The organism is Rhodoferax sp., assembly GCF_023701345.1.
GTDB lineage: Bacteria > Pseudomonadota > Gammaproteobacteria > Burkholderiales > Burkholderiaceae_C > Rhodoferax.
Genome location: NZ_JAMPXE010000026.1, coordinates 1 through 17,675 on the forward strand (window position 1 = coordinate 1; position 17,675 = coordinate 17,675).

17 protein-coding genes are annotated in these 17,675 nt (G+C 57.7%); 5 read left to right on the plus strand and 12 right to left on the minus strand.

The window, feature by feature from the left end; all coding sequences use genetic code 11:
• The coding region (tolB, locus tag NDI87_RS05540) for a Tol-Pal system beta propeller repeat protein TolB (RefSeq protein WP_296273809.1) at nucleotides 1–1,261 on the minus strand (1,261 nt) is incomplete at its 3' end.
• A 13-nt stretch (nucleotides 1,262–1,274) separates the two neighbouring features.
• Nucleotides 1,275–2,126 carry a glycosyltransferase family 2 protein gene (locus NDI87_RS05545; protein WP_296273810.1) on the minus strand — a complete coding sequence of 284 codons (852 nt, stop codon included), beginning with the start codon at nucleotides 2,124–2,126 and terminating at the stop codon, nucleotides 1,275–1,277.
• 68 nt (nucleotides 2,127–2,194) lie between these two features.
• Here NDI87_RS05545 and NDI87_RS05550 point away from each other — a divergent pair, with 68 nt between their 5' ends.
• The 3 genes from NDI87_RS05550 to NDI87_RS05560 all read left to right on the plus strand — a co-directional run bounded on the left by NDI87_RS05550 (nucleotide 2,195) and on the right by NDI87_RS05560 (nucleotide 5,784).
• Complete coding sequence (locus tag NDI87_RS05550) at nucleotides 2,195–2,965, plus strand: glycosyltransferase family 2 protein (protein ID WP_296273811.1); 771 nt, start codon at nucleotides 2,195–2,197, stop codon at nucleotides 2,963–2,965.
• Nucleotides 2,966–3,001: 36 nt separating this feature from the next.
• Nucleotides 3,002–4,747, plus strand: a complete 1,746-nt coding sequence (gene msbA / locus NDI87_RS05555) for a lipid A export permease/ATP-binding protein MsbA (protein WP_296273812.1) — start codon at nucleotides 3,002–3,004, stop codon at nucleotides 4,745–4,747.
• A 149-nt stretch (nucleotides 4,748–4,896) separates the two neighbouring features.
• Nucleotides 4,897–5,784: a DUF6492 family protein gene (locus NDI87_RS05560; protein ID WP_296273813.1), complete on the plus strand. Its 888-nt coding sequence runs from the start codon at nucleotides 4,897–4,899 to the stop codon at nucleotides 5,782–5,784.
• 81 nt (nucleotides 5,785–5,865) lie between these two features.
• Here NDI87_RS05560 and NDI87_RS05565 read toward each other — a convergent pair whose 3' ends face one another.
• From NDI87_RS05565 to NDI87_RS05610, 10 genes are read right to left on the minus strand one after another with little or no spacing between them, the layout of a single operon-like run.
• Nucleotides 5,866–7,188: a glycosyltransferase gene (locus NDI87_RS05565; RefSeq protein WP_296273814.1), complete on the minus strand. Its 1,323-nt coding sequence runs from the start codon at nucleotides 7,186–7,188 to the stop codon at nucleotides 5,866–5,868.
• Nucleotides 7,185–8,258 (minus strand): glycosyltransferase family 4 protein, encoded by a 1,074-nt coding sequence (locus tag NDI87_RS05570; RefSeq protein WP_296273815.1) that lies wholly within the window; start codon nucleotides 8,256–8,258, stop codon nucleotides 7,185–7,187. Before NDI87_RS05570 ends, NDI87_RS05565 begins: the two co-directional genes overlap by 4 nt.
• 54 nt (nucleotides 8,259–8,312) lie before the next feature.
• Entirely contained in the window at nucleotides 8,313–9,788 is a 1,476-nt protein-coding gene (gene rng, locus NDI87_RS05575) for a ribonuclease G (RefSeq protein WP_296273816.1), read from the minus strand.
• A 21-nt stretch (nucleotides 9,789–9,809) separates the two neighbouring features.
• Entirely contained in the window at nucleotides 9,810–10,412 is a 603-nt protein-coding gene (locus NDI87_RS05580; protein ID WP_296273817.1) for a Maf family protein, read from the minus strand.
• Nucleotides 10,409–10,876, minus strand: a complete 468-nt coding sequence (rlmH, locus tag NDI87_RS05585) for a 23S rRNA (pseudouridine(1915)-N(3))-methyltransferase RlmH (RefSeq protein WP_296273818.1) — start codon at nucleotides 10,874–10,876, stop codon at nucleotides 10,409–10,411. Before rlmH ends, NDI87_RS05580 begins: the two co-directional genes overlap by 4 nt.
• A gap of 9 nt (nucleotides 10,877–10,885) precedes the next feature.
• Nucleotides 10,886–11,725 (minus strand): ribosome silencing factor, encoded by an 840-nt coding sequence (gene rsfS, locus NDI87_RS05590; RefSeq protein ID WP_296273819.1) that lies wholly within the window; start codon nucleotides 11,723–11,725, stop codon nucleotides 10,886–10,888.
• The gene (gene nadD, locus NDI87_RS05595; protein ID WP_366028389.1) at nucleotides 11,725–12,342 is read right to left on the minus strand and encodes a nicotinate (nicotinamide) nucleotide adenylyltransferase; all 618 of its coding nucleotides are present in this window, start codon (nucleotides 12,340–12,342) and stop codon (nucleotides 11,725–11,727) included. The genes rsfS and nadD overlap by 1 nt, the downstream gene beginning before the upstream one ends.
• Entirely contained in the window at nucleotides 12,339–13,262 is a 924-nt protein-coding gene (gene hemF, locus NDI87_RS05600; RefSeq protein ID WP_296273820.1) for an oxygen-dependent coproporphyrinogen oxidase, read from the minus strand. The genes nadD and hemF overlap by 4 nt, the downstream gene beginning before the upstream one ends.
• Nucleotides 13,259–14,575: a phosphoribosylamine--glycine ligase gene (purD, locus tag NDI87_RS05605; protein ID WP_296273821.1), complete on the minus strand. Its 1,317-nt coding sequence runs from the start codon at nucleotides 14,573–14,575 to the stop codon at nucleotides 13,259–13,261. Before purD ends, hemF begins: the two co-directional genes overlap by 4 nt.
• On the minus strand, nucleotides 14,572–15,300 hold the full coding sequence (locus NDI87_RS05610) for a YebC/PmpR family DNA-binding transcriptional regulator (protein ID WP_296273822.1): 729 nt from the start codon (nucleotides 15,298–15,300) through the stop codon (nucleotides 14,572–14,574). The genes purD and NDI87_RS05610 overlap by 4 nt, the downstream gene beginning before the upstream one ends.
• Before the next feature lie 58 nt (nucleotides 15,301–15,358).
• Between NDI87_RS05610 and NDI87_RS05615 the strand changes: the two genes are divergently transcribed.
• Complete coding sequence (locus NDI87_RS05615) at nucleotides 15,359–16,879, plus strand: helicase HerA-like domain-containing protein (RefSeq protein ID WP_296273823.1); 1,521 nt, start codon at nucleotides 15,359–15,361, stop codon at nucleotides 16,877–16,879.
• Between the two features lie 137 nt (nucleotides 16,880–17,016).
• Nucleotides 17,017–17,661 carry a uracil phosphoribosyltransferase gene (upp, locus tag NDI87_RS05620; RefSeq protein WP_296273824.1) on the plus strand — a complete coding sequence of 215 codons (645 nt, stop codon included), beginning with the start codon at nucleotides 17,017–17,019 and terminating at the stop codon, nucleotides 17,659–17,661.
• The last annotated feature ends 14 nt before the right edge of the window (nucleotides 17,662–17,675 follow it).

Here is a 17,675-nt window from a genome sequence, read left to right on the forward strand (position 1 = left end):
ATTTGAAAAAAGGACCCCAATGTGGTTCTCTGATGTCCCCCTGTTGTCCGCTCAACCTGGCCTTGACCTTGCCATCCAGTGTGCTGGTCATCAACGCCTCACGCCCCTGCTGCTGGGTTGCATACACCAGCATCTTGCCATTGGGAGAGAAACTTGGGCTCTCATCGGCCGCAGAATCCGTAATGGCAGTCACCGACCCTTCAGCCAGGTTCATCAAGTGCAGTCTGTAAGCGCCCCCTACCCTTGAAATATAAGCGAGCCAGCGGCCGTCTTGACTAATGACAGGAGAAATGTTGTAAGTCCCGGTAAATGTGACGCGCTCCACCCCTTGTCCGGATGCTGTGGTTCGATAAATCTGGGGCGTACCCCCACGATCACTGACAAAGTAAATGTGTTGTCCATTGGGTGAATAAACGGGTTCAGTGTCAATACTGGGCGATTGAAGCAAGCGACGCGGTTCACCCCCTGCTGCAGACAATAAAAACAGTTGGGAGCCGCCGTCCCGACTGAGCGTCAAAGCCAGGGTATTGCCATCAGGCGACCAGGCGGGCGCGCTGTTGGAGCCTTTGAAATTGGCGATCAGACGGCGCTTTCCGGTGCTCACATTGTGCACATACACTACCGGTTTACGCGACTCGAACGAGACGTAAGCCAACTGGTTGCCGTCGGGGGACCAGGCTGGCGAAATAATGGGCTCCGGACTGGCCAGCGCTGACTGCGCATTTTCACCGTCGGCATCCGCCACCCACAGTTGGTAACGTTGACCCGCTTTGGTGACATAGGCAATGCGCGTTGAAAACACACCTTTGTCCCCGGTCAGTTTTTCATAGATGTCATCGGCCACGCGGTGCGCTGCTAAGCGCAAGTCTGGCAAGGTCACGGCAAAACTGCGACCGCCCAAATCCTGCCCTTTCACCACATCCCACAGGCGAAAACGCACATCAATACGGCCGTCCGCCAGTTTCGTCGCACTGCCCGAAGCAAATGCATCGGCACCAGCCTGGCGCAGCGCGGTGAGTTCAGGGCGCGAAGCCTCATCAAAAACACCGGCAGGCGAATTGATCACGCGAAACTGACCACTGCGTTCGAGGTCGGCCCGAATGATTTCGGAGATTTTTTGCGGCAACGCCTCCTGCCCCCGGAAAGGCGCAATCACCACGGGTATTTGTGTCAGTCCCACACCGGAGACTTCGATGCGGAATTGTGCAAAGGCCGGACTACAGATCAAGCAGGTCAGGAAATAGCAAAAGAAGCGTTTCATCATTGGTTCATTATCACAGTCTTGTTATCTGAGCATTGTCATTGAGCCGGACCTGAGAATAGCCCAAGGTAGAACGAATCAACCCATTTTTAACACGCTCTTCGACAAGTTGGGCATTTTGTGACGCCTTGTTACGACTCGCATCCCTGTGCCAGAGATGAAAAACCTCAGTAGCGCAATAGCCATTTTTGCGCATCACCCCACTGTGATGCAGCCGTAAGACAAAGTCGGCATCTTCATGCCCCCAGCCAATGAAGGATTCGTCAAATCCATCCACCCGCTCAAAGTCAGCTTTCCACACACCCATATTGCAACTGCGAATGCCTTTCCAGGAAAATTCGCGCGCCACGCGACGCTGTCCATCGGGCAGGCGCAACAGGTGCGTGAGCTTGCTGGCATGACCAAACATACGCTGCCTGAACCAGAAAAACCAGGAGCGACCATCTACCTGCTCGATACCGGCCAGCACGTGCTGCGTCAGTTCAGGCGACAACAAAACCCGGCTGCCGTTGACAAAAAATCCAGCTTGGGCAAGCGCCTTGTGTTGGGCTATAAAGTCAATTTCTGGCACGCAATCACCATCCAGGAAAAGAACATACGGGCTGCTTGTCAAGGCCACACCACGGTTGCGAATGCATGCGGCGGTAAAACCAACATCAGGATGCCAAACATGCACCAATTTCAAAGCTTTGGCATCAGCAGATTCAAAAATAGGCAGAAGGTGCTCTTCACGAGAACCATCATCAGCCACAATCACTTCGAAATGCTGATCACTCTGACGCAACAAACCATTTAGAACTGCGAGCAATGCATCACTGCGGTTGTAGGTGGTAATCACCACGGAAACAAGATCGGAAGCATTCATTTTGAACTAGACTACAAAGCTGCCTTGCGCACAAAAAACACGTAAGTATCAGAATACTACCACCACTAATGAGCAAAATTTCTGTCTACATCATCGCGTATAACGAAGCCGAAAAGGTGACGGCTACCATCGAGAGCGCCCGATGGGCAGACGAAATTGTCTTGATTGATTCATGGAGCACGGACGGTACACCAGAGATTGCAAGCAAGCTTGGTGCCCGTGTCATTCAAGTGGACTTCAAGGGCTTTGGTGATCTGCGCAACCAGGCCATTGCCGCCTGTTCTCACGACTGGATTTTTAGCCTGGACGCTGATGAGCGCTGTACACCCGAAGTGGAAAATGAAATCCGTGCCATCACACAGACCCCGTCGGCATTGGATGCCTACTGGGTGCCGCGTCGCAACTTCTTCATGGGCCGCTGGATCAAGCACTCGGGCTGGTACCCCAACTACCGTCAGCCCCAATTGTTTCGCAAAGACCGCATGCGCTATGACCTCAAGCCCGTGCATGAGGGCTTTGTACTGGACTCAGAAAAACCCGTTGGCCATCTGAAAAACGCCATCTGGCAATTTCCGTTCAAAAACATGAGCGAGGTCATGCACAAGGCCAATCGTTACTCAAGCCTGGGCGCTGAAAAAATCAAACATAAAAAGATTTCCATGGGCACGGCCCTGTCCCACGGCACGTGGTCGTTTGTGAAACACTACGTCTTCAAGCTGGGCTTTCTGGACGGATGGGCTGGTTTTGTTATCGCGCTAGGGAACTTTGAAGGCACGTTTTATCGTTATGTCAAAGCCATGGAGTTGCAGAAAGGACCGGAATGGCAGGCACCAAAGTAAACCGAACGCAGCACGACTGGCTCCAATTAGCTGCCCATGTTTAACCGCCCCGCGCTGAGCAACCGTGTTATTTACGCCCGGCTGCTCACCTACCTTCGCCCCTACTGGAAAGCCTTTGCCATCGCGGTGCTAGGCATGGTCGCCATCGCCGCGACAGAACCCGCTTTCCCTGCCATCATGAAATACCTGCTGGACCGCGGCTTCAAAACCGACGATACCCGCATGGTCTGGCTCATTCCTGCAGGCATCATTCTTTTGTTTTTGGTCAGGGGCATCTTTACGTTCTGTACCAGCTACCTGATGACATGGATCTCCACCCGCCTCATTACCGACCTGCGGCGTGAGATGTTCGCCAAGGTCCTGGTCCTACCCACACAGGTGTTTCACGAGCAATCAGCCGGCAAACTAATCGCCCGCCTGATCTATGACGTCGGCAACATCACCGAGGCAGCCACCACCGTATTGGTCACCATCGTCCGTCAATCGCTTACTGCCCTCGCATTGATAGCCTACTTGCTGTATCTTGACTGGAAACTCACGCTCATCACACTTGCCATTGGCCCTCTCTTTGCTTTTATCGTCAAAGCATTCAGTCAGCGCATACGCGCAGCCAGCCGCTTGACCCTGGCGTCCATTCGGCAGGTTTCGCACGCCATAGAGGAATCTGTTCTAGCGCACAAGGTCATCAAAATCTTCGGCGGACAAGCACAACAAGGCGAGCGCTTCCGGCTCGAAACAGAACGCTTGCGTCGCGCGTTGATGCGCGAGGCGGTACCGGCCTCGGCCATCACACCCATCACACACATGGCAGCATCTGTAGCCATAGCCATCATTACTTACCTGGCCTTGAGCCAGACAACGGGACAGGCAGGGTCCTCTCCGGGCGGATTTGTTTCTTTTATCACGGCCATGCTGATGCTGATTTCACCCATCAAACAGCTGACAGCCGTCAACTCAATTCTGCAACGCGGCCTCGCGGCTTGCGAAAGCGTTTTCGCTTTCCTGGATACCCCCTCGGAAGACGACAGCGGCAAACTGCAACAAAACCGCGCCAAAGGGGCTATCGTCTTTGACCATGTGAGCTTCCGTTATCCTGGCGCCGAGCGAGACGCACTTGAAGACCTCAACCTGAGCATTAACGCGGGCCAAACCGTTGCCCTGGTTGGCGCATCCGGCGGCGGCAAAACAACCATCAGCGCGTTGATCCCACGTTTCTACCCTGTCTCTTCCGGCCACATTCGCATTGATGGCGTTGACATCAATGACGTCACACTGGCCAGTCTGCGTCAAAACATCGCACTCGTGAGCCAGGAAATTGTTTTGTTCAACAGCACGATTGAGGCCAACATTGCCTTTGGATCCAGCGACAGCTGCATCCGTGAAGATGTGATCCAGGCGGCCCGAGCCGCCAACGCCTGGGACTTCATTGAACAATTGCCCGAGGGACTCGACACACCCATAGGCGAAAACGGTGCGAGACTTTCAGGCGGACAGCGTCAACGTATTGCCATCGCGCGTGCCCTGCTCAAGAACGCGCCGATCCTGATTCTTGATGAAGCCACCTCGGCACTCGACACCGAATCGGAACGTCAGGTGCAGGCGGCTCTGACCACGCTCATGAAGAACCGCACCACCCTGGTCATTGCCCATCGACTCAGCACCATCGAGCGCGCAGACCTCATTTTGGTACTCGACCAGGGGCGCATCGTCGAAGCTGGAAGCCATTCCGAACTGTTGCAAGCCAATGGCTATTACGCCAACTTGAGCCGGATGCAAACATGAACACACCTCCAGATACGCGCACCACAAAACTGATATGGCAAATTCTTTGCATGTATAAAAAAATGTCGAGACAAGCCTCAATTGAATAGCGGAGGTCATGAGGCCCTCATATGCCCCCCAAGTCTTGACTAAACATAAAGAAACGCGCTATGAAACCTTTTGTGCTCTTTTGCAAAAGCTACAGCACCGATTTGAAACGGCTCATCCGGTTGGCCCAGTCCGTCCAAAAATTCAACACAGAGAACATTCCTTTTTATGTTTCTGTGCCCCTGACCGAGTTCCCCCTATTCCACGACCATCTGAGTAGTTTCAACGTGACACTCTTAACCGATGAAGAGATCATTAAGTCCTCAACAGCGATTGATACGGAACAGTTGCTCCGGATGCCCGGTAGCCTGTCTCAACAGGTAATCAAGTCAGAATTCTGGCGTTTGGGACTATCCACAGCCTATTTATGCCTAGACTCAGACGCGATCTTCATTCGTCCCTTTGTTCTGGCAGACTTTATGACACCTGACGGCACGCCTTACACAATGATGGACGAAGCGCGTGAGTTGCTGGGGCAGGCAATGAAACGCAAAAGCGAACGCATCGTTAGCGATTACATCAAAGAAGCTGAACAAGTTCAGCAACATTTTCATCGCATCGGGAGAACCTACAGCTTCGGTCCCTTCCCGCTGGTTTGGCACCGCGCGGTCTGGGAGAGCCTGGACACCCACTACCTAAAACCCAAGGGGATGACATTTGCCGACGCTATCGCATTGGCACCCATTGAATCGCGCTGGTATGGCGAAGCCCTTCTGGCATACCAGGCCGTGCCACTGCTGCCTTGCCAGTCACTTTTCAAGGTATACCACTACGCTTGGCAATACGACCAAGATCGGCGCGCCGGCATCACTTTAGAGAAACTGGTACCGTTTTATTGCGGCGTGCTGTATCAGTCGGCATGGGAACGCGACATGGATTGGCCCAGAGAAGGCGGCAACCGTTTGTCGCGCATTGGTCGGCGTCTACGCCGTGCAACAGGACGAATCTAAGCGGGCACCCAAATATTTTTATGCAGAGGCACTTTATCTGTCATATTTCAATATTTCCTAGTTGCGTCGTTTAAATTTACGTCACATATTCTCTACCCACCCAGTCAGGCGCGTCACTGCGGCCTGCGTCGTATAAGGACTTGCTTGTCTGCTGTCCGGCAATCCGAAAGTACGCCAACGATCAAACAGCACCGCCAACGCCATGGCCAATTCCTCAGTAGCAGACTGACTGCTCTGCCCCGATCCGCCGGTTTGAATCGCCACATGTCCCTGCCTTCGCAGGATGTCAGCCATCTGCGGATTACGGTGCACTGTGGCCAGAATCGGACGTTGCACCCACAAGTATTCATAGAGCTTGGAGGGGATGTATTCTTCGCAAATCGGGTCTTCGCCATGCAACAGCAACAATACGTCTACTGCACGCATATGCCGAAGAATTTTTTCGCGTCCACTCAGGCCGCTAATCGGGTCAGCCTCGACGCGACCGAAATGGCGTATACAAGCACTTACTGGTGAACTGGCAATTTTTTCACTTGACACCAGGTCAAGCGGACCACCATAGACATGGAGTTCGGTTGCCGTCACCAACTCGGGGCGTTGTGCCTGCAAATGCTCCAGCGCACCGACTATGACGCTCAGGTTACGTGTTGCCGAGAGGGAACCAAAATGCCCGATGATGAACTTCGGCCCTGGCACATAGGGCGGCAGGGTCTGAAATGGAGAATCGGTACCGGGCAACATCATCTTGCCGCGTGCACCGAGCTGCGGGTGCCGCGCACATGCACTAGCCAGAGCCTGCTCGGTGAACCAGATGGCCACATCAGCCTCGCGACAGATCTGGCGCTCAACCCTGGCTTGCATCTTGTCCTGTGCCGTGCGCGGTGTATTCCCAGGCGTCACAAAGGGGTCGTGCACCTCAGCCAGCCAAGGAGTTCCGGTGGTGCGTTTGAGCGCTCTTCCTGCCAGATGGGCGGCAAAGGCACCTCCTGTAGAGTAAATCAGGTCAAAGGGCTGGCGCCGCGCCAGTGCCCACCCCTTCAGGTAAGCACTGAGCCACCAGGACCAGGAACTTTCAACTGGACGAAGCAATTTCTCAACCAGCATGCCTGGCAACAGGCACAGAGACGCCAAAGTCATCAAGCAACGATAAACAAACCCTTTTCCAAATCGCCGACGCAACACGTGCCGCAATTCGAAGCGTATACCAGCTGGCCCGGCAGGCCAGAGCTGATGATGTTCAAACGTTTTGTCCTGCGTGCCTGAGACACCGCTCAGCACCACTATCTCGATGCCAGATTGGCGAAGGTGGGGCAGCTTATCTGTAATGGTTTGGCTGGCGGCCCGGCCATCCATATTGAAAGCGTGCGCGATGATGAGCCATCTTTGGCGGGATTTAGTCTTCATTTAAGAGACGGACGCTGGAAGGATTGGACGTCTATTTCCAAATATATCGCTTCATACTCTTCAGCCACCTTGCGCCAACTTCGTTCAAATTGCGGCACCAGCTCGCGACGACTTAATTGTTGATTCAGTGCTTCGGCCCAGGTGTCGAGTGATGCCGACAGCGGCAACACGGCGCCTGACGCGGCGGCGACATGCGCGGCTGCACCGCACACATCGGAAATCACCACGGGTACTCTGGCCGCCATGGCTTCGCTGATGACCATGCCATAAGGCTCGGCCCTGGCGGGGTGTAGCAAGACATCAAACACAGCGTAATGGGCCTGATCGCTCCAGCCGATTAATTTGTAGCCGCCTTGCCAATCTGCAAACAGGTGCACGACATCCGCAGCAGCCGGCCCCACCACATACAACTGCAAATTTGGCCTGGTGCGGCGTAACGCCGCTACCGTTTGAACAGCCCAAGGCAAACCCTTGCGCAGCCATTCTTTCCCGACAAAACCCACAATGCCACCGTCAGGCGGAACCTGGCGCGGCTCGCGCAACACACCGACCGCCACACCCGGAAGAATCGGTTCAGTCAGTTGGTGTGCCAGCTCCGGGTAGTAGTGCGTTATGGATTGCTTGATGAACTGGGAGTTTGGTACCACAAAGCGTGGCGTCGTCAACTCGCGTCGTTCCAAAAACAATTGCATGGCGATACGCAAGGAAATCAACCGCCACCAGGGCCTGTCCAAAACCGTCGCAAAGGGCGGCCCGTGAAAGGTCGTGAGGTGGTGGATGTTGAGTCGTTCATGGCTATGAATCACACTGTTCGGATGAGGATGGTCAGCCAAAAATCGTGCTACCCGCCGACTAAAACGCAGCAAGGACAGCCAGCGAGGACGTGGTGCAATTTCTCCAAGCTCGTAAACCGTAATTCCATTGGGTTTCTCGACGTGGCAGCGCTCACAAATGACGCTGACCCGATGGCCAAGCTGTTGTAGCTCCTGCGTCAACTCCCAGACATATCGTTCCATGCCGCCGACGGGCCCATAACGACGCACCACATGGATCAATTCAAGCTGGGACAAGATTTTTACCCTTGATCAAAAATATAACGACTCAGCAGCCCAGACTCATCCACATCACAGCAGCACAATGTCATATTGTTCCTGCCCCATGGCGCTCTCGCTTTGCAGCGACACCGGCTTGCCGATGAACTCGCTCAGACCCGCCAGGTGCTGGCTTTCCTCGTCCAGGAACAACTCAATCACCTTGGGTGAGGCCACCACGCGAAACTCCCTGGGGTTGAACTGGCGCGCTTCACGCAGGATCTCGCGAAAAATGTCGTAGGCCACGCTGCGCGCGGTTTTCACAATGCCCTTGCCCTCGCACACCGGGCACGGCTCGCACAGCATGTGCGCCAGAGATTCCCGGGTGCGCTTGCGTGTCATCTCCACCAGACCCAGTTGCGAAAAACCACCGCACATGGTTTTAACCCGGTCACGCGCCAACTGCTTGCGAATCTCTGCCAGCACCGCCTCGCGGTGCTCCTCGGGCGCCATGTCGATGAAATCCACAATGATGATGCCACCCAGGTTGCGCAGGCGCAGTTGCCTCGCAATGGCCTGCGCGGCTTCCAGGTTGGTCTTGAAAATGGTGTCGTCAAAATTGCGCGCACCGACAAAACCGCCGGTGTTCACATCGACCGTGGTCAGCGCTTCAGTCTGGTCAACCATCAAATAGCCGCCCGATTTCAAATCGACCCGCCGCCCCAGCGCTTTGGCAATTTCCTCGTCGATGGCATAGAGGTCAAAGATCGGTCGCTCGCCCTTGTAGTGCACCAGCTTTTGCGCTGCGGCGGGCATGAACTCCTGGCCAAATGCCTTCATCACGGCAAATTGCTCCAGCGAATCCACCTTGATGAATTGGGTGAACTCGGTCGTCAAATCGCGCAGTACCCGCTGCAACAAGCTCAAATCCTGATGCAACAGCGAGGTGGCGGGCAGCTTGGTGGCCGCCTGGCGGATGCGCGCCCAGGCCTTGCGCAGATAAGCAATGTCGTCCGCCAGTTCCTGGTCAGAGGCCTCTTCGCCATTGGTTCGCAAAATAAAGCCGCCGCCCTGATCCCCCACCAGAACCTGCAGCCGCCGGCGCAACTCGTCGCGCTGCTCGGGCAGGATTTTTTGCGACACACCGAGGTGGTCGTCCTGCGGCAAAAACACCAGCATGCGCCCGGCAATGCTGATCTGGGTGGACAAGCGCGCGCCTTTGGTGCCAATCGGGTCCTTGATCACTTGCACCACCAGGCTCTGGCCTTCAAACACCTGCTTTTCGATCGGGATTTGCGTGGCCGCGTTGCGCGCCGCCGAAATCGTTTCGCCCTCGGCCGGTGGGTGCCAGACATCCGCTACATGCAAGAACGCGGCACGCTCCAGGCCAATGTCAATGAACGCCGACTGCATCCCCGGCAACACGCGCGCCACCTTGCCCAGATAGACATTGCCCACCAGCCCACGCTCCAGCGTGCGCTCCACGTGCAACTCCTGCAACACGCCGTTTTCCACCACCGCCACCCGGGTTTCCTGAGGTGACCAGTTGATCAAAATATCTTCTTGCATGGACTAGGGGTTTCTCAAACTTTACAACTTGAAGCCAAAAGCCTGCAGCAATTGGGCCGTCTCATACATCGGCAGTCCCATGATGCCCGAATAACTGCCACTTAACTTTGAAATATACGCCGCCGCCCGGCCCTGCACGGCGTAGGCGCCCGCTTTGCCCATGGGCTCACCCGTGATCGCATAGCCGTGAATCTGCTCGGGCGTCATGGGCGCAAAAGTCACCCTGGAAATGGACACGGCCTGCTGGCGGGCTTGCGCCGTACCGAGCGCGACGGCCGTCAAGACACGGTGCGTTTTACCAGACAAGGCCGCCAGGATGCGCTCGGCATCCTCGGCATCGGCAGGCTTACCCAAAATCATGCGGCCCAGCGCCACCGTGGTGTCCGAGCACAGCACCGGCGCTGGCGGCAAGTTGCGGTCCTGCAATCGCTTCAAAGCGGTATCCAGCTTGAGTTGCGTCACGCGTTGCACATAGCGCAGGGGCGCTTCATTGGTTAGCACGGCTTCCAGCGCTTCGGCGTCTTCATCGTCAGCGGGCAACAGCAACTCGTAAGCCACGCCCAACTGCTCCAGCAATTGCCGGCGGCGCGGGCTTTGCGAAGCCAGATAAACAAATTTTTTCATTCTCGATGGTACGGGTGGTTGGCGTTAATCGACCAGGCCCGGTACAACTGCTCAATCAGCAGCACGCGCACCATGGCATGCGGCAGCGTCAGGTCGGACAAGCGAACCCGCTCGTGCGCAGCCTGCCTGAAAGCGGGGTCGAGCCCGTCGGGACCGCCAATCACCAACGCCACATCGTCGCCCGACAACTGCCAGTTTTCCAGTTTGTGCGCCAGCGCCATGGTGCTCAGCGCGGTACCGCGTTCGTCCAGCGCGACGACCCTGAAACCCTTGGGAATGGCCGCCTCGATGCGCGCCCGCTCGGCCGCCAGCAGGGTTTCAAGAGATTTGGACGAACGGGGCTCGGTCTTGACAGCCTTAAGCTCGACCTTGAGCTCAAACGGAAAGCGCTTGGCGTAGTCGTCCCACGCTGTTTGCGCCCAGTCGGGCACGCGTTGACCGACAGCAACAATCAGCAGACGCACGGCAGGGCGTCAGGCTTTGCGCACAGTGGCTTTTTTAGCTGGCGCCTTTTTGGCGACCGTTTTGGCAGCCGTTTTTTTGGCGGCAGGCTTGACCGGCGCATTCACCACCAGTGTCTTAAGGCGGGGCTTGGCCACCGGTGCTGCACCTGCTGCGGCCCGCTTGGGCGTTGCTGCGGTCTTGGCGGCTGCTTTTTTAGCGGCTGCCACTTCCGAAGCAGCGATTTTTGCCATTTGCGCCCGGGACGGGAAGGCTTCCTGCACGCCTTGCTTGGCCGCACTGGAGCGCCGCAAACTCTGCGCCGGCTTGGCCGCTTCCTTGGCGGCAGCCTTGGTTTTGGCTGCGCTGGCCTCGGCCGCCACCACGGGTTTGGCAGCGCCAAACTTCAGGCGCACCGGCTTGTCGCCCCACAATTCTTCCAGGTTGTAATAGCTGCGGTAGGTGGGCTGCATCACATGCACCACGGCCTGGCCGCAATCCACAATGATCCATTCGCCATTGGCCTCACCTTCCACGCGCGGCTTGGGAAAACCAGCCTCACGCACCGCATCGATCACACTCATGGCCAGCGCCTTGGTTTGACGGTTGGATGTACCAGAAGCCACAATCACCCGCTCAAACAGCGATGAGAGATGTTCGGTGTCAAACACCACAATCTCTTGCGCCTTGACGTCTTCGAGCCCGTCAACAATGGCACGCTGCAATTTCTGGATGTCTTTTTTATCTGCACCGGCAGTGGCGCCTTTGGCCACTGGTTTCTTCGCGGATTTGGTCGCCGCTGGAGCGGTGGACTTTGCAGCCACTTTGGCCGGTTTCTTGGCAGTGCTTGGGGCAGTAGTTTTGGTAGTCATCAATGTGAAAGGTAGAGGTGATGGTCGGCAATATAACGCGCAACGGGCTCAGACACCAGTGTTTGTACCGGTTGCCCGTTGGCAATGTTGCTGCGAATCTGGGTGGCGCTCACGTGCAGGGCTGGCAAGCCCAAGTGCAAAAACCGCTTGGGAAACAGTCTTTCAGCTTCAATCGAGTCGTTGGTATTTGATGGATGGGCACGAGTAGCTACACTAATTATAGCTAACTGAACAATGGCCTGCCATTCGCGCCAACTGGTCAGGGCAGCGGCCTGGTCCGCGCCCATGATCAAAAACAATTCGGCCCCGGGTGCTTCGGCCGCAATCTGGTGCAAGGTGTCAATGGTGTAGCTCGGTCCGGCGCGGTCTATTTCCCGGCTGTCCACACAGATTCGGGGCACGTCCTGAAAGGCCAGTCGTACCATGGCCAGGCGATGTGCGGCATCGGTCAACTTGCGTGGTTTGTGCCAGGCGTCACCAGTAGGCACAACATGCAGGGCATCCAGCCTGAGCTCATTCAAAGCCGTTTCCAGCAAGGCCCTGTGCGCCAGGTGCGGCGGATCAAACGCGCCGCCAAACACCCCGATGCGCCGCGCCTGTGGCATGTCCGGCTTCAAACCCAATTCCGGCGCACCAGGAAAGCGCTGTACAGCGCCGCCTCGGGCGTGCCAGGGGCCGGCACCTGCTGGTAGGCCCAGCTCGCCAAGGGCGGCATCGACAACAAAATAGACTCGCTGCGGCCGCCCGACTGCAAGCCAAAGTGGGTGCCCCGGTCCCACACCAGGTTGAACTCGACATAACGGCCGCGCCGGTAAAGCTGGAAATTGCGCTCGCGCTCACCATAGGGCGTGTCTTTGCGGCGCAGCACAATGGGCAGGTAGGCACTTAAAAACGAATCCCCCACGGCCTGCATCATCGCCAGGCTACGCTCAAAGCCGAGCTCAGAAAAATCGTCAAAAAAAACACCACCCACACCACGCTGCTCGTTGCGGTGTTTCAAATAGAAATACTCGTCGCACCAGGTCTTGAAACGCGGGTATTTGTCGTCGCCAAAGGGCTTCAGCGTCGCCTGGCAGGTCTGGTGGAAGTGCACCGCATCTTCTTCAAAGCCGTAATAAGGCGTCAGGTCCATGCCGCCGCCAAACCAGCACACCTCGGCACCATCCCGGTTTTTGGCGGAAATCATGCGCACATTCATGTGCACCGTGGGCACATAGGGGTTGCGCGGATGAAACACCAGCGACACGCCCATGGCCTCGAACGGCGCGCCCGCCAATTCGGGGCGATGTTGTGTCGCCGACGGCGGCAATTTGGGACCGGTGACATGCGAAAAGCCGCAGCCGGCGCGCTCAAACACCGTGCCACCTTCCAGAATCTGCGTAATGCCCTGCCCTTGCAAGGTTTCGCCGGCAGGCTTTTGCCACGGGTCGGTCAGAAACGTCGAGCCGTCCAGTTCCGCAATGGCCCCGGTAATGCTGGCCTGCAGAGCACGCAAGTAAGCACCGACCCGCTCGGTGGCCAAGGCCTGGGTCGTCATGCCGGCGACCCCTTCACCGCGCGATGACCAATGTCGCGGCGGTATTGCATGCCGTCAAAGCGAATACCGTTCGTGACTTCATAGGCACGCTGCTGCGCCAGCCGCACGTTGTCCGCCAGCACCGTCACGCACAGCACCCGGCCGCCCAAGGTTTGCAATTTGCCGTCTTGCAAAGCCGTACCGGCATGGAACACGCAGGCGTCTTCGACCTCGGATGGAATGCCGGTGATGACATCGCCTTTGCGCGGGCTCATGGGGTAGCCATGCGCCGCCAGTACCACGCCCAAGGCGGAGCGCCGGTCCCACTGCAACTCGATCTGGTCGAGCTTGCCATGCGGACCCGGCTCGGTGGCGGCCATCATCACATCGACCAGATCGGTTTTGAGCCGCATCATGATCGGCTGGGTTTCAGGGTCACCCATGCGGCAATTGAATTCGAGTGTTTTGGGGCGCCCCTGGGCATCGATCATCAGACCGGCATACAGAAAGCCGGTGAAAGGAATACCGTCTTTTTCCATGCCGCGCACGGTCGGCAAAATGATGTCGCGCATGGCGCGAGCATGCACGTCGGGCGTGACCACCGGCGCTGGCGAATAAGCGCCCATGCCACCAGTGTTGGGACCCTGGTCACCATCGAGCAGGCGTTTGTGGTCCTGGCTGGTGGCCAGCGGCAGCACATTTTTGCCATCCACCATGACGATGAAGCTGGCTTCCTCGCCCTGCAAAAATTCCTCGATGACCACCCGCGGCACCGCCGCGCCATCGGCCCCGGCGTTGTGCACCACGCCCAGCGTGTTGTCCAGCAGCATGAAGTCCACCGCTTGATGGGCCTCGGCGAGGGTGGTGGCCACCACCACGCCCTTGCCAGCGGCCAGACCATCGGCCTTGACCACAATCGGTGCGCCTTTTTGGTCAATGTAGGCGTGGGCGGCTGCCGCGTCGGTAAAGGTCTCGAACTCGGCGGTCGGAATATTGTGGCGTTTCATGAAGGCTTTGGAAAAGGCCTTGGAGCTCTCCAACTGGGCCGCCGCCTGCGTTGGCCCAAAAATACGCAGCCCATGTTTGCGAAAGATATCCACCACACCCGCCGCCAGCGGTACTTCAGGCCCGACCACCGTGAGCGCAATTTTTTGCGCCAGCGCCCAGGCACACAGTTCATTCACGTCAGTGATCGGCACATTTTCAAAACGATCGTCTTGCGCCGTGCCGCCATTGCCGGGGGCCAGGTAAATCTTGTGGGTTTTGGGCGATTGCACCAAGCGCCAGGCCAAAGCGTGTTCACGGCCACCGCCGCCGATCACCAGAATCTTCATTCGGTATCCAGTTCAGCGTTGTGGTAGACCCCTTGCACATCGTCCAGGTCTTCAATGGCATCGAGCAGCTTTTGCATGCGGGCGGCCTCGTCGCCGGCCATTTCAATCGGGTTCTCTGCGCGCATCGTGACCTCGGCGACATCCGGTGTCAGGCCAGCGGCTTCCAGGGCATTTTTGACGGTCTCAAAGTCGGCAACAGAAGTAATCACTTCAATCGCACCATCGTCATCGCTGATCACGTCTTGCGCACCCGACTCCAGCGCCACGTCCATCACTTTGTCTTCTGAGGTGCCGGGGGCAAAAATGATCTGGCCGCAGTGCTTGAACTGAAACGCCACCGAGCCCTCGGTGCCCATGTTGCCGCCGTATTTGGCAAAAACGTGGCGCACTTCAGCCACGGTGCGCACCTTGTTGTCGGTCATGGTGTCGACAATGATGGCCGCGCCGCCAATGCCGTAGCCTTCGTAGCGGATCTCCTCGTAGCTGATGCCCTCGACGCTGCCGGTGGCCTTGTCGATGTTGTACTTGACGCGGTCCGCCGGCATATTGGCCGCCTTGGCACGGTCCACCGCCAGCCGCAAGCGCGGGTTGGTTCCCAGATCCCCGCCACCAGCGCGCGCAGCCACCGTGATTTCACGGATGATGCGGGTCCAGATCTTGCCGCGTTTTTCGTCCTGACGGCCTTTGCGGTGCTGAATATTGGCCCATTTACTGTGTCCTGCCACGTGAAATCCTTCAAAAGTTCGTTACGCTACTACCTCCATTGTACTTTTTGAGGTTGACATGATTGAGCCCATTCTGATCGCCCAGCACGGCCAGACCCAATGTTTACTCCAACCCGATAAAGCCAACCGCCACGGCCTGATCACCGGCGCCACCGGCACCGGCAAAACCATCACCCTGCAAACCCTGGCCGAAGGCTTCTCCAAACTGGGCGTCCCAGTCTTCATGGCCGACGTCAAAGGGGACCTGACCGGCATTTCCCAGCCCGGCTCGGCCACGCCCAAACTGACCAAGGTGATTGCCGAGCGCGGGCTCGAAACACCCGAATTTGCCGCTTTCCCCACCACGCTGTGGGACGTGTTTGGCGAGCAGGGCCACCCGGTCCGCGCCACCGTAAGCGACCTGGGGCCGCTGCTGCTGGGACGCATGCTCAACCTCAACGAGACCCAGGCCGGTGTCTTGCAACTGGTGTTCAAGATCGCCGACGATGACGGCCTGTTGCTGCTGGACATGAAAGACCTGCGCGCCATGTGCCAGTCTGTCGGCGACAACGCCAGCGAATTCACCACCGAGTACGGCAACATCAGCGCCGCCAGCATTGGCGCGATCCAGCGCGGCCTGATGCAGATCGAGGCGCAAGGCGGCGACAAGTTCTTTGGCGAGCCGATGCTCAACATCGACGATTTCATGCAGACCGACAGCGCTGGGCGCGGCATGATCAACATCCTGGCCGCCGACAAGCTGATGAACTCACCGCGCCTGTACAGCACGTTTTTGCTGTGGATGCTGAGTGAACTGTTCGAGAACCTGCCCGAAGTGGGCGACCTGGACAAGCCCAAACTGGTGTTTTTCTTTGACGAGGCGCACCTGCTCTTCAACGACGCACCCAAGGTGCTGGTCGAGCGCATCGAGTTGGTAGTGCGCCTGGTGCGCTCCAAGGGCGTGGGCGTTTATTTTGTGACACAAAACCCGCTCGACATCCCCGACAGCGTGCTGGCCCAGTTGGGCAACCGGGTGCAACACGCGTTGCGCGCCTTCACCCCGCGCGATCAAAAGGCGGTCAAATCCGCCGCCGACACCATGCGCCCCAACCCCGGGCTGGACGTCGGTGCTGCCATCACCGAGCTGGGTGTGGGCGAGGCGCTGGTCAGTTTTCTCGACACCAAAGGCCGCCCTTGCCCCACCGAGCGCGTCTTTGTGCTGCCACCGGCCAGCCAGATCGGGCCGATCACCGCCGCACAGCGCCAAGCCCTGCTGGCCGAATCCATCGTCGCCGGCGTGTATGAAAAAACGCTGGACCGTGATTCGGCTTATGAAAAACTCAAGGGCCACGCCGCCGCGCGCGCGGCGCAGGCTGAAAGCAAAGCAGCCAGCGCCGGCGAGGCGCCCGCTGCCCAGGGTGGCGGCATGTTCGACAACATCAGCTCGGGCCTGGGCAACCTGCTGGGCGGTGGTGGCGGCCGGCGCACCTCGGCCGGCGAACAGCTATTCAAGAGCGCCGCCAGCTCCATCGGCCGCGAGGTCGGACGCCAGATCATCCGCGGCGTGCTGGGCGGTATTTTTGGCGGCTCCAAACGCTAACGCGGTAGTCATTGCGAGCGCAGCGCGGCAATCCATGAATTCATAATGCATGGCTTGCCACGTCGCTTTCGCTCCTCGCAATGACGACCCTGCTTGACTCGCAATGACACTTTTAAATTTTTATTGAAAGCATCCCCATGACGACCCCCCAAGACCCCATGGTCCACGTCATCAGTCACCCGCTGGTGCAGCACAAACTCACGCTCATGCGCCGCAAGGACGCCAGCACCACCAGCTTTCGCACGCTGCTCAACGAACTGGCCATGCTGATGGCCTACGAGGTCACGCGCGACATGCCACTGCAAGACATCGAGATTGAAACCCCTCTGGAGAAAATGACGGCCAAGGTCATTGACGGCAAAAAGCTGGCGTTGGCTTCCATTTTGCGCGCGGGCAACGGGCTGCTGGACGGATTTCTGGCGGTGGTGCCGGGCGCGCGCGTCGGCCACATCGGCCTGTACCGCGACCCGGCCACGCTGCAGGCGGTCGAGTATTACTTCAAGATGCCCAAGGAAATGTCCGAGCGCGACGTGGTGGTGGTCGACCCGATGCTGGCCACCGGCCACTCGGCCATTGCGGCCATCACGCGCATCAAGGTGCTGAACCCCAAATCGATCAAATTCGTCTGTCTGCTGACCTGCCCCGAAGGCGTCAAGGCGCTGCGCGAAGCGCACCCGGATGTGGAGATTTTCACAGCCGCCATCGACCGCCAACTCAACAGCCACGGTTACATCCTGCCGGGCTTGGGTGATGCGGGGGACCGGATTTTTGGCACGCAGTAAAGTGGATGGTCGTC

Excerpts from the sequence above, each read along its gene's own strand:
- NDI87_RS05545 (WP_296273810.1), bottom strand. The coding sequence starts at position 2,126 with ATGAATGCTTCCGATCTTGTTTCCGTGGTGATTACCACCTACAACCGC.
- NDI87_RS05550 (WP_296273811.1), top strand. The coding sequence starts at position 2,195 with ATGAGCAAAATTTCTGTCTACATCATCGCGTATAACGAAGCCGAAAAG.
- msbA (WP_296273812.1), top strand. The coding sequence starts at position 3,002 with ATGTTTAACCGCCCCGCGCTGAGCAACCGTGTTATTTACGCCCGGCTG.
- NDI87_RS05560 (WP_296273813.1), top strand. The coding sequence starts at position 4,897 with ATGAAACCTTTTGTGCTCTTTTGCAAAAGCTACAGCACCGATTTGAAA.
- NDI87_RS05565 (WP_296273814.1), bottom strand. The coding sequence starts at position 7,188 with ATGAAGACTAAATCCCGCCAAAGATGGCTCATCATCGCGCACGCTTTC.
- rng (WP_296273816.1), bottom strand. The coding sequence starts at position 9,788 with ATGCAAGAAGATATTTTGATCAACTGGTCACCTCAGGAAACCCGGGTG.
- NDI87_RS05580 (WP_296273817.1), bottom strand. The coding sequence starts at position 10,412 with ATGAAAAAATTTGTTTATCTGGCTTCGCAAAGCCCGCGCCGCCGGCAA.
- rsfS (WP_296273819.1), bottom strand. The coding sequence starts at position 11,725 with ATGACTACCAAAACTACTGCCCCAAGCACTGCCAAGAAACCGGCCAAA.
- hemF (WP_296273820.1), bottom strand. The coding sequence starts at position 13,262 with ATGACGACCCAGGCCTTGGCCACCGAGCGGGTCGGTGCTTACTTGCGT.
- purD (WP_296273821.1), bottom strand. The coding sequence starts at position 14,575 with ATGAAGATTCTGGTGATCGGCGGCGGTGGCCGTGAACACGCTTTGGCC.
- NDI87_RS05615 (WP_296273823.1), top strand. The coding sequence starts at position 15,359 with ATGATTGAGCCCATTCTGATCGCCCAGCACGGCCAGACCCAATGTTTA.
- upp (WP_296273824.1), top strand. The coding sequence starts at position 17,017 with ATGACGACCCCCCAAGACCCCATGGTCCACGTCATCAGTCACCCGCTG.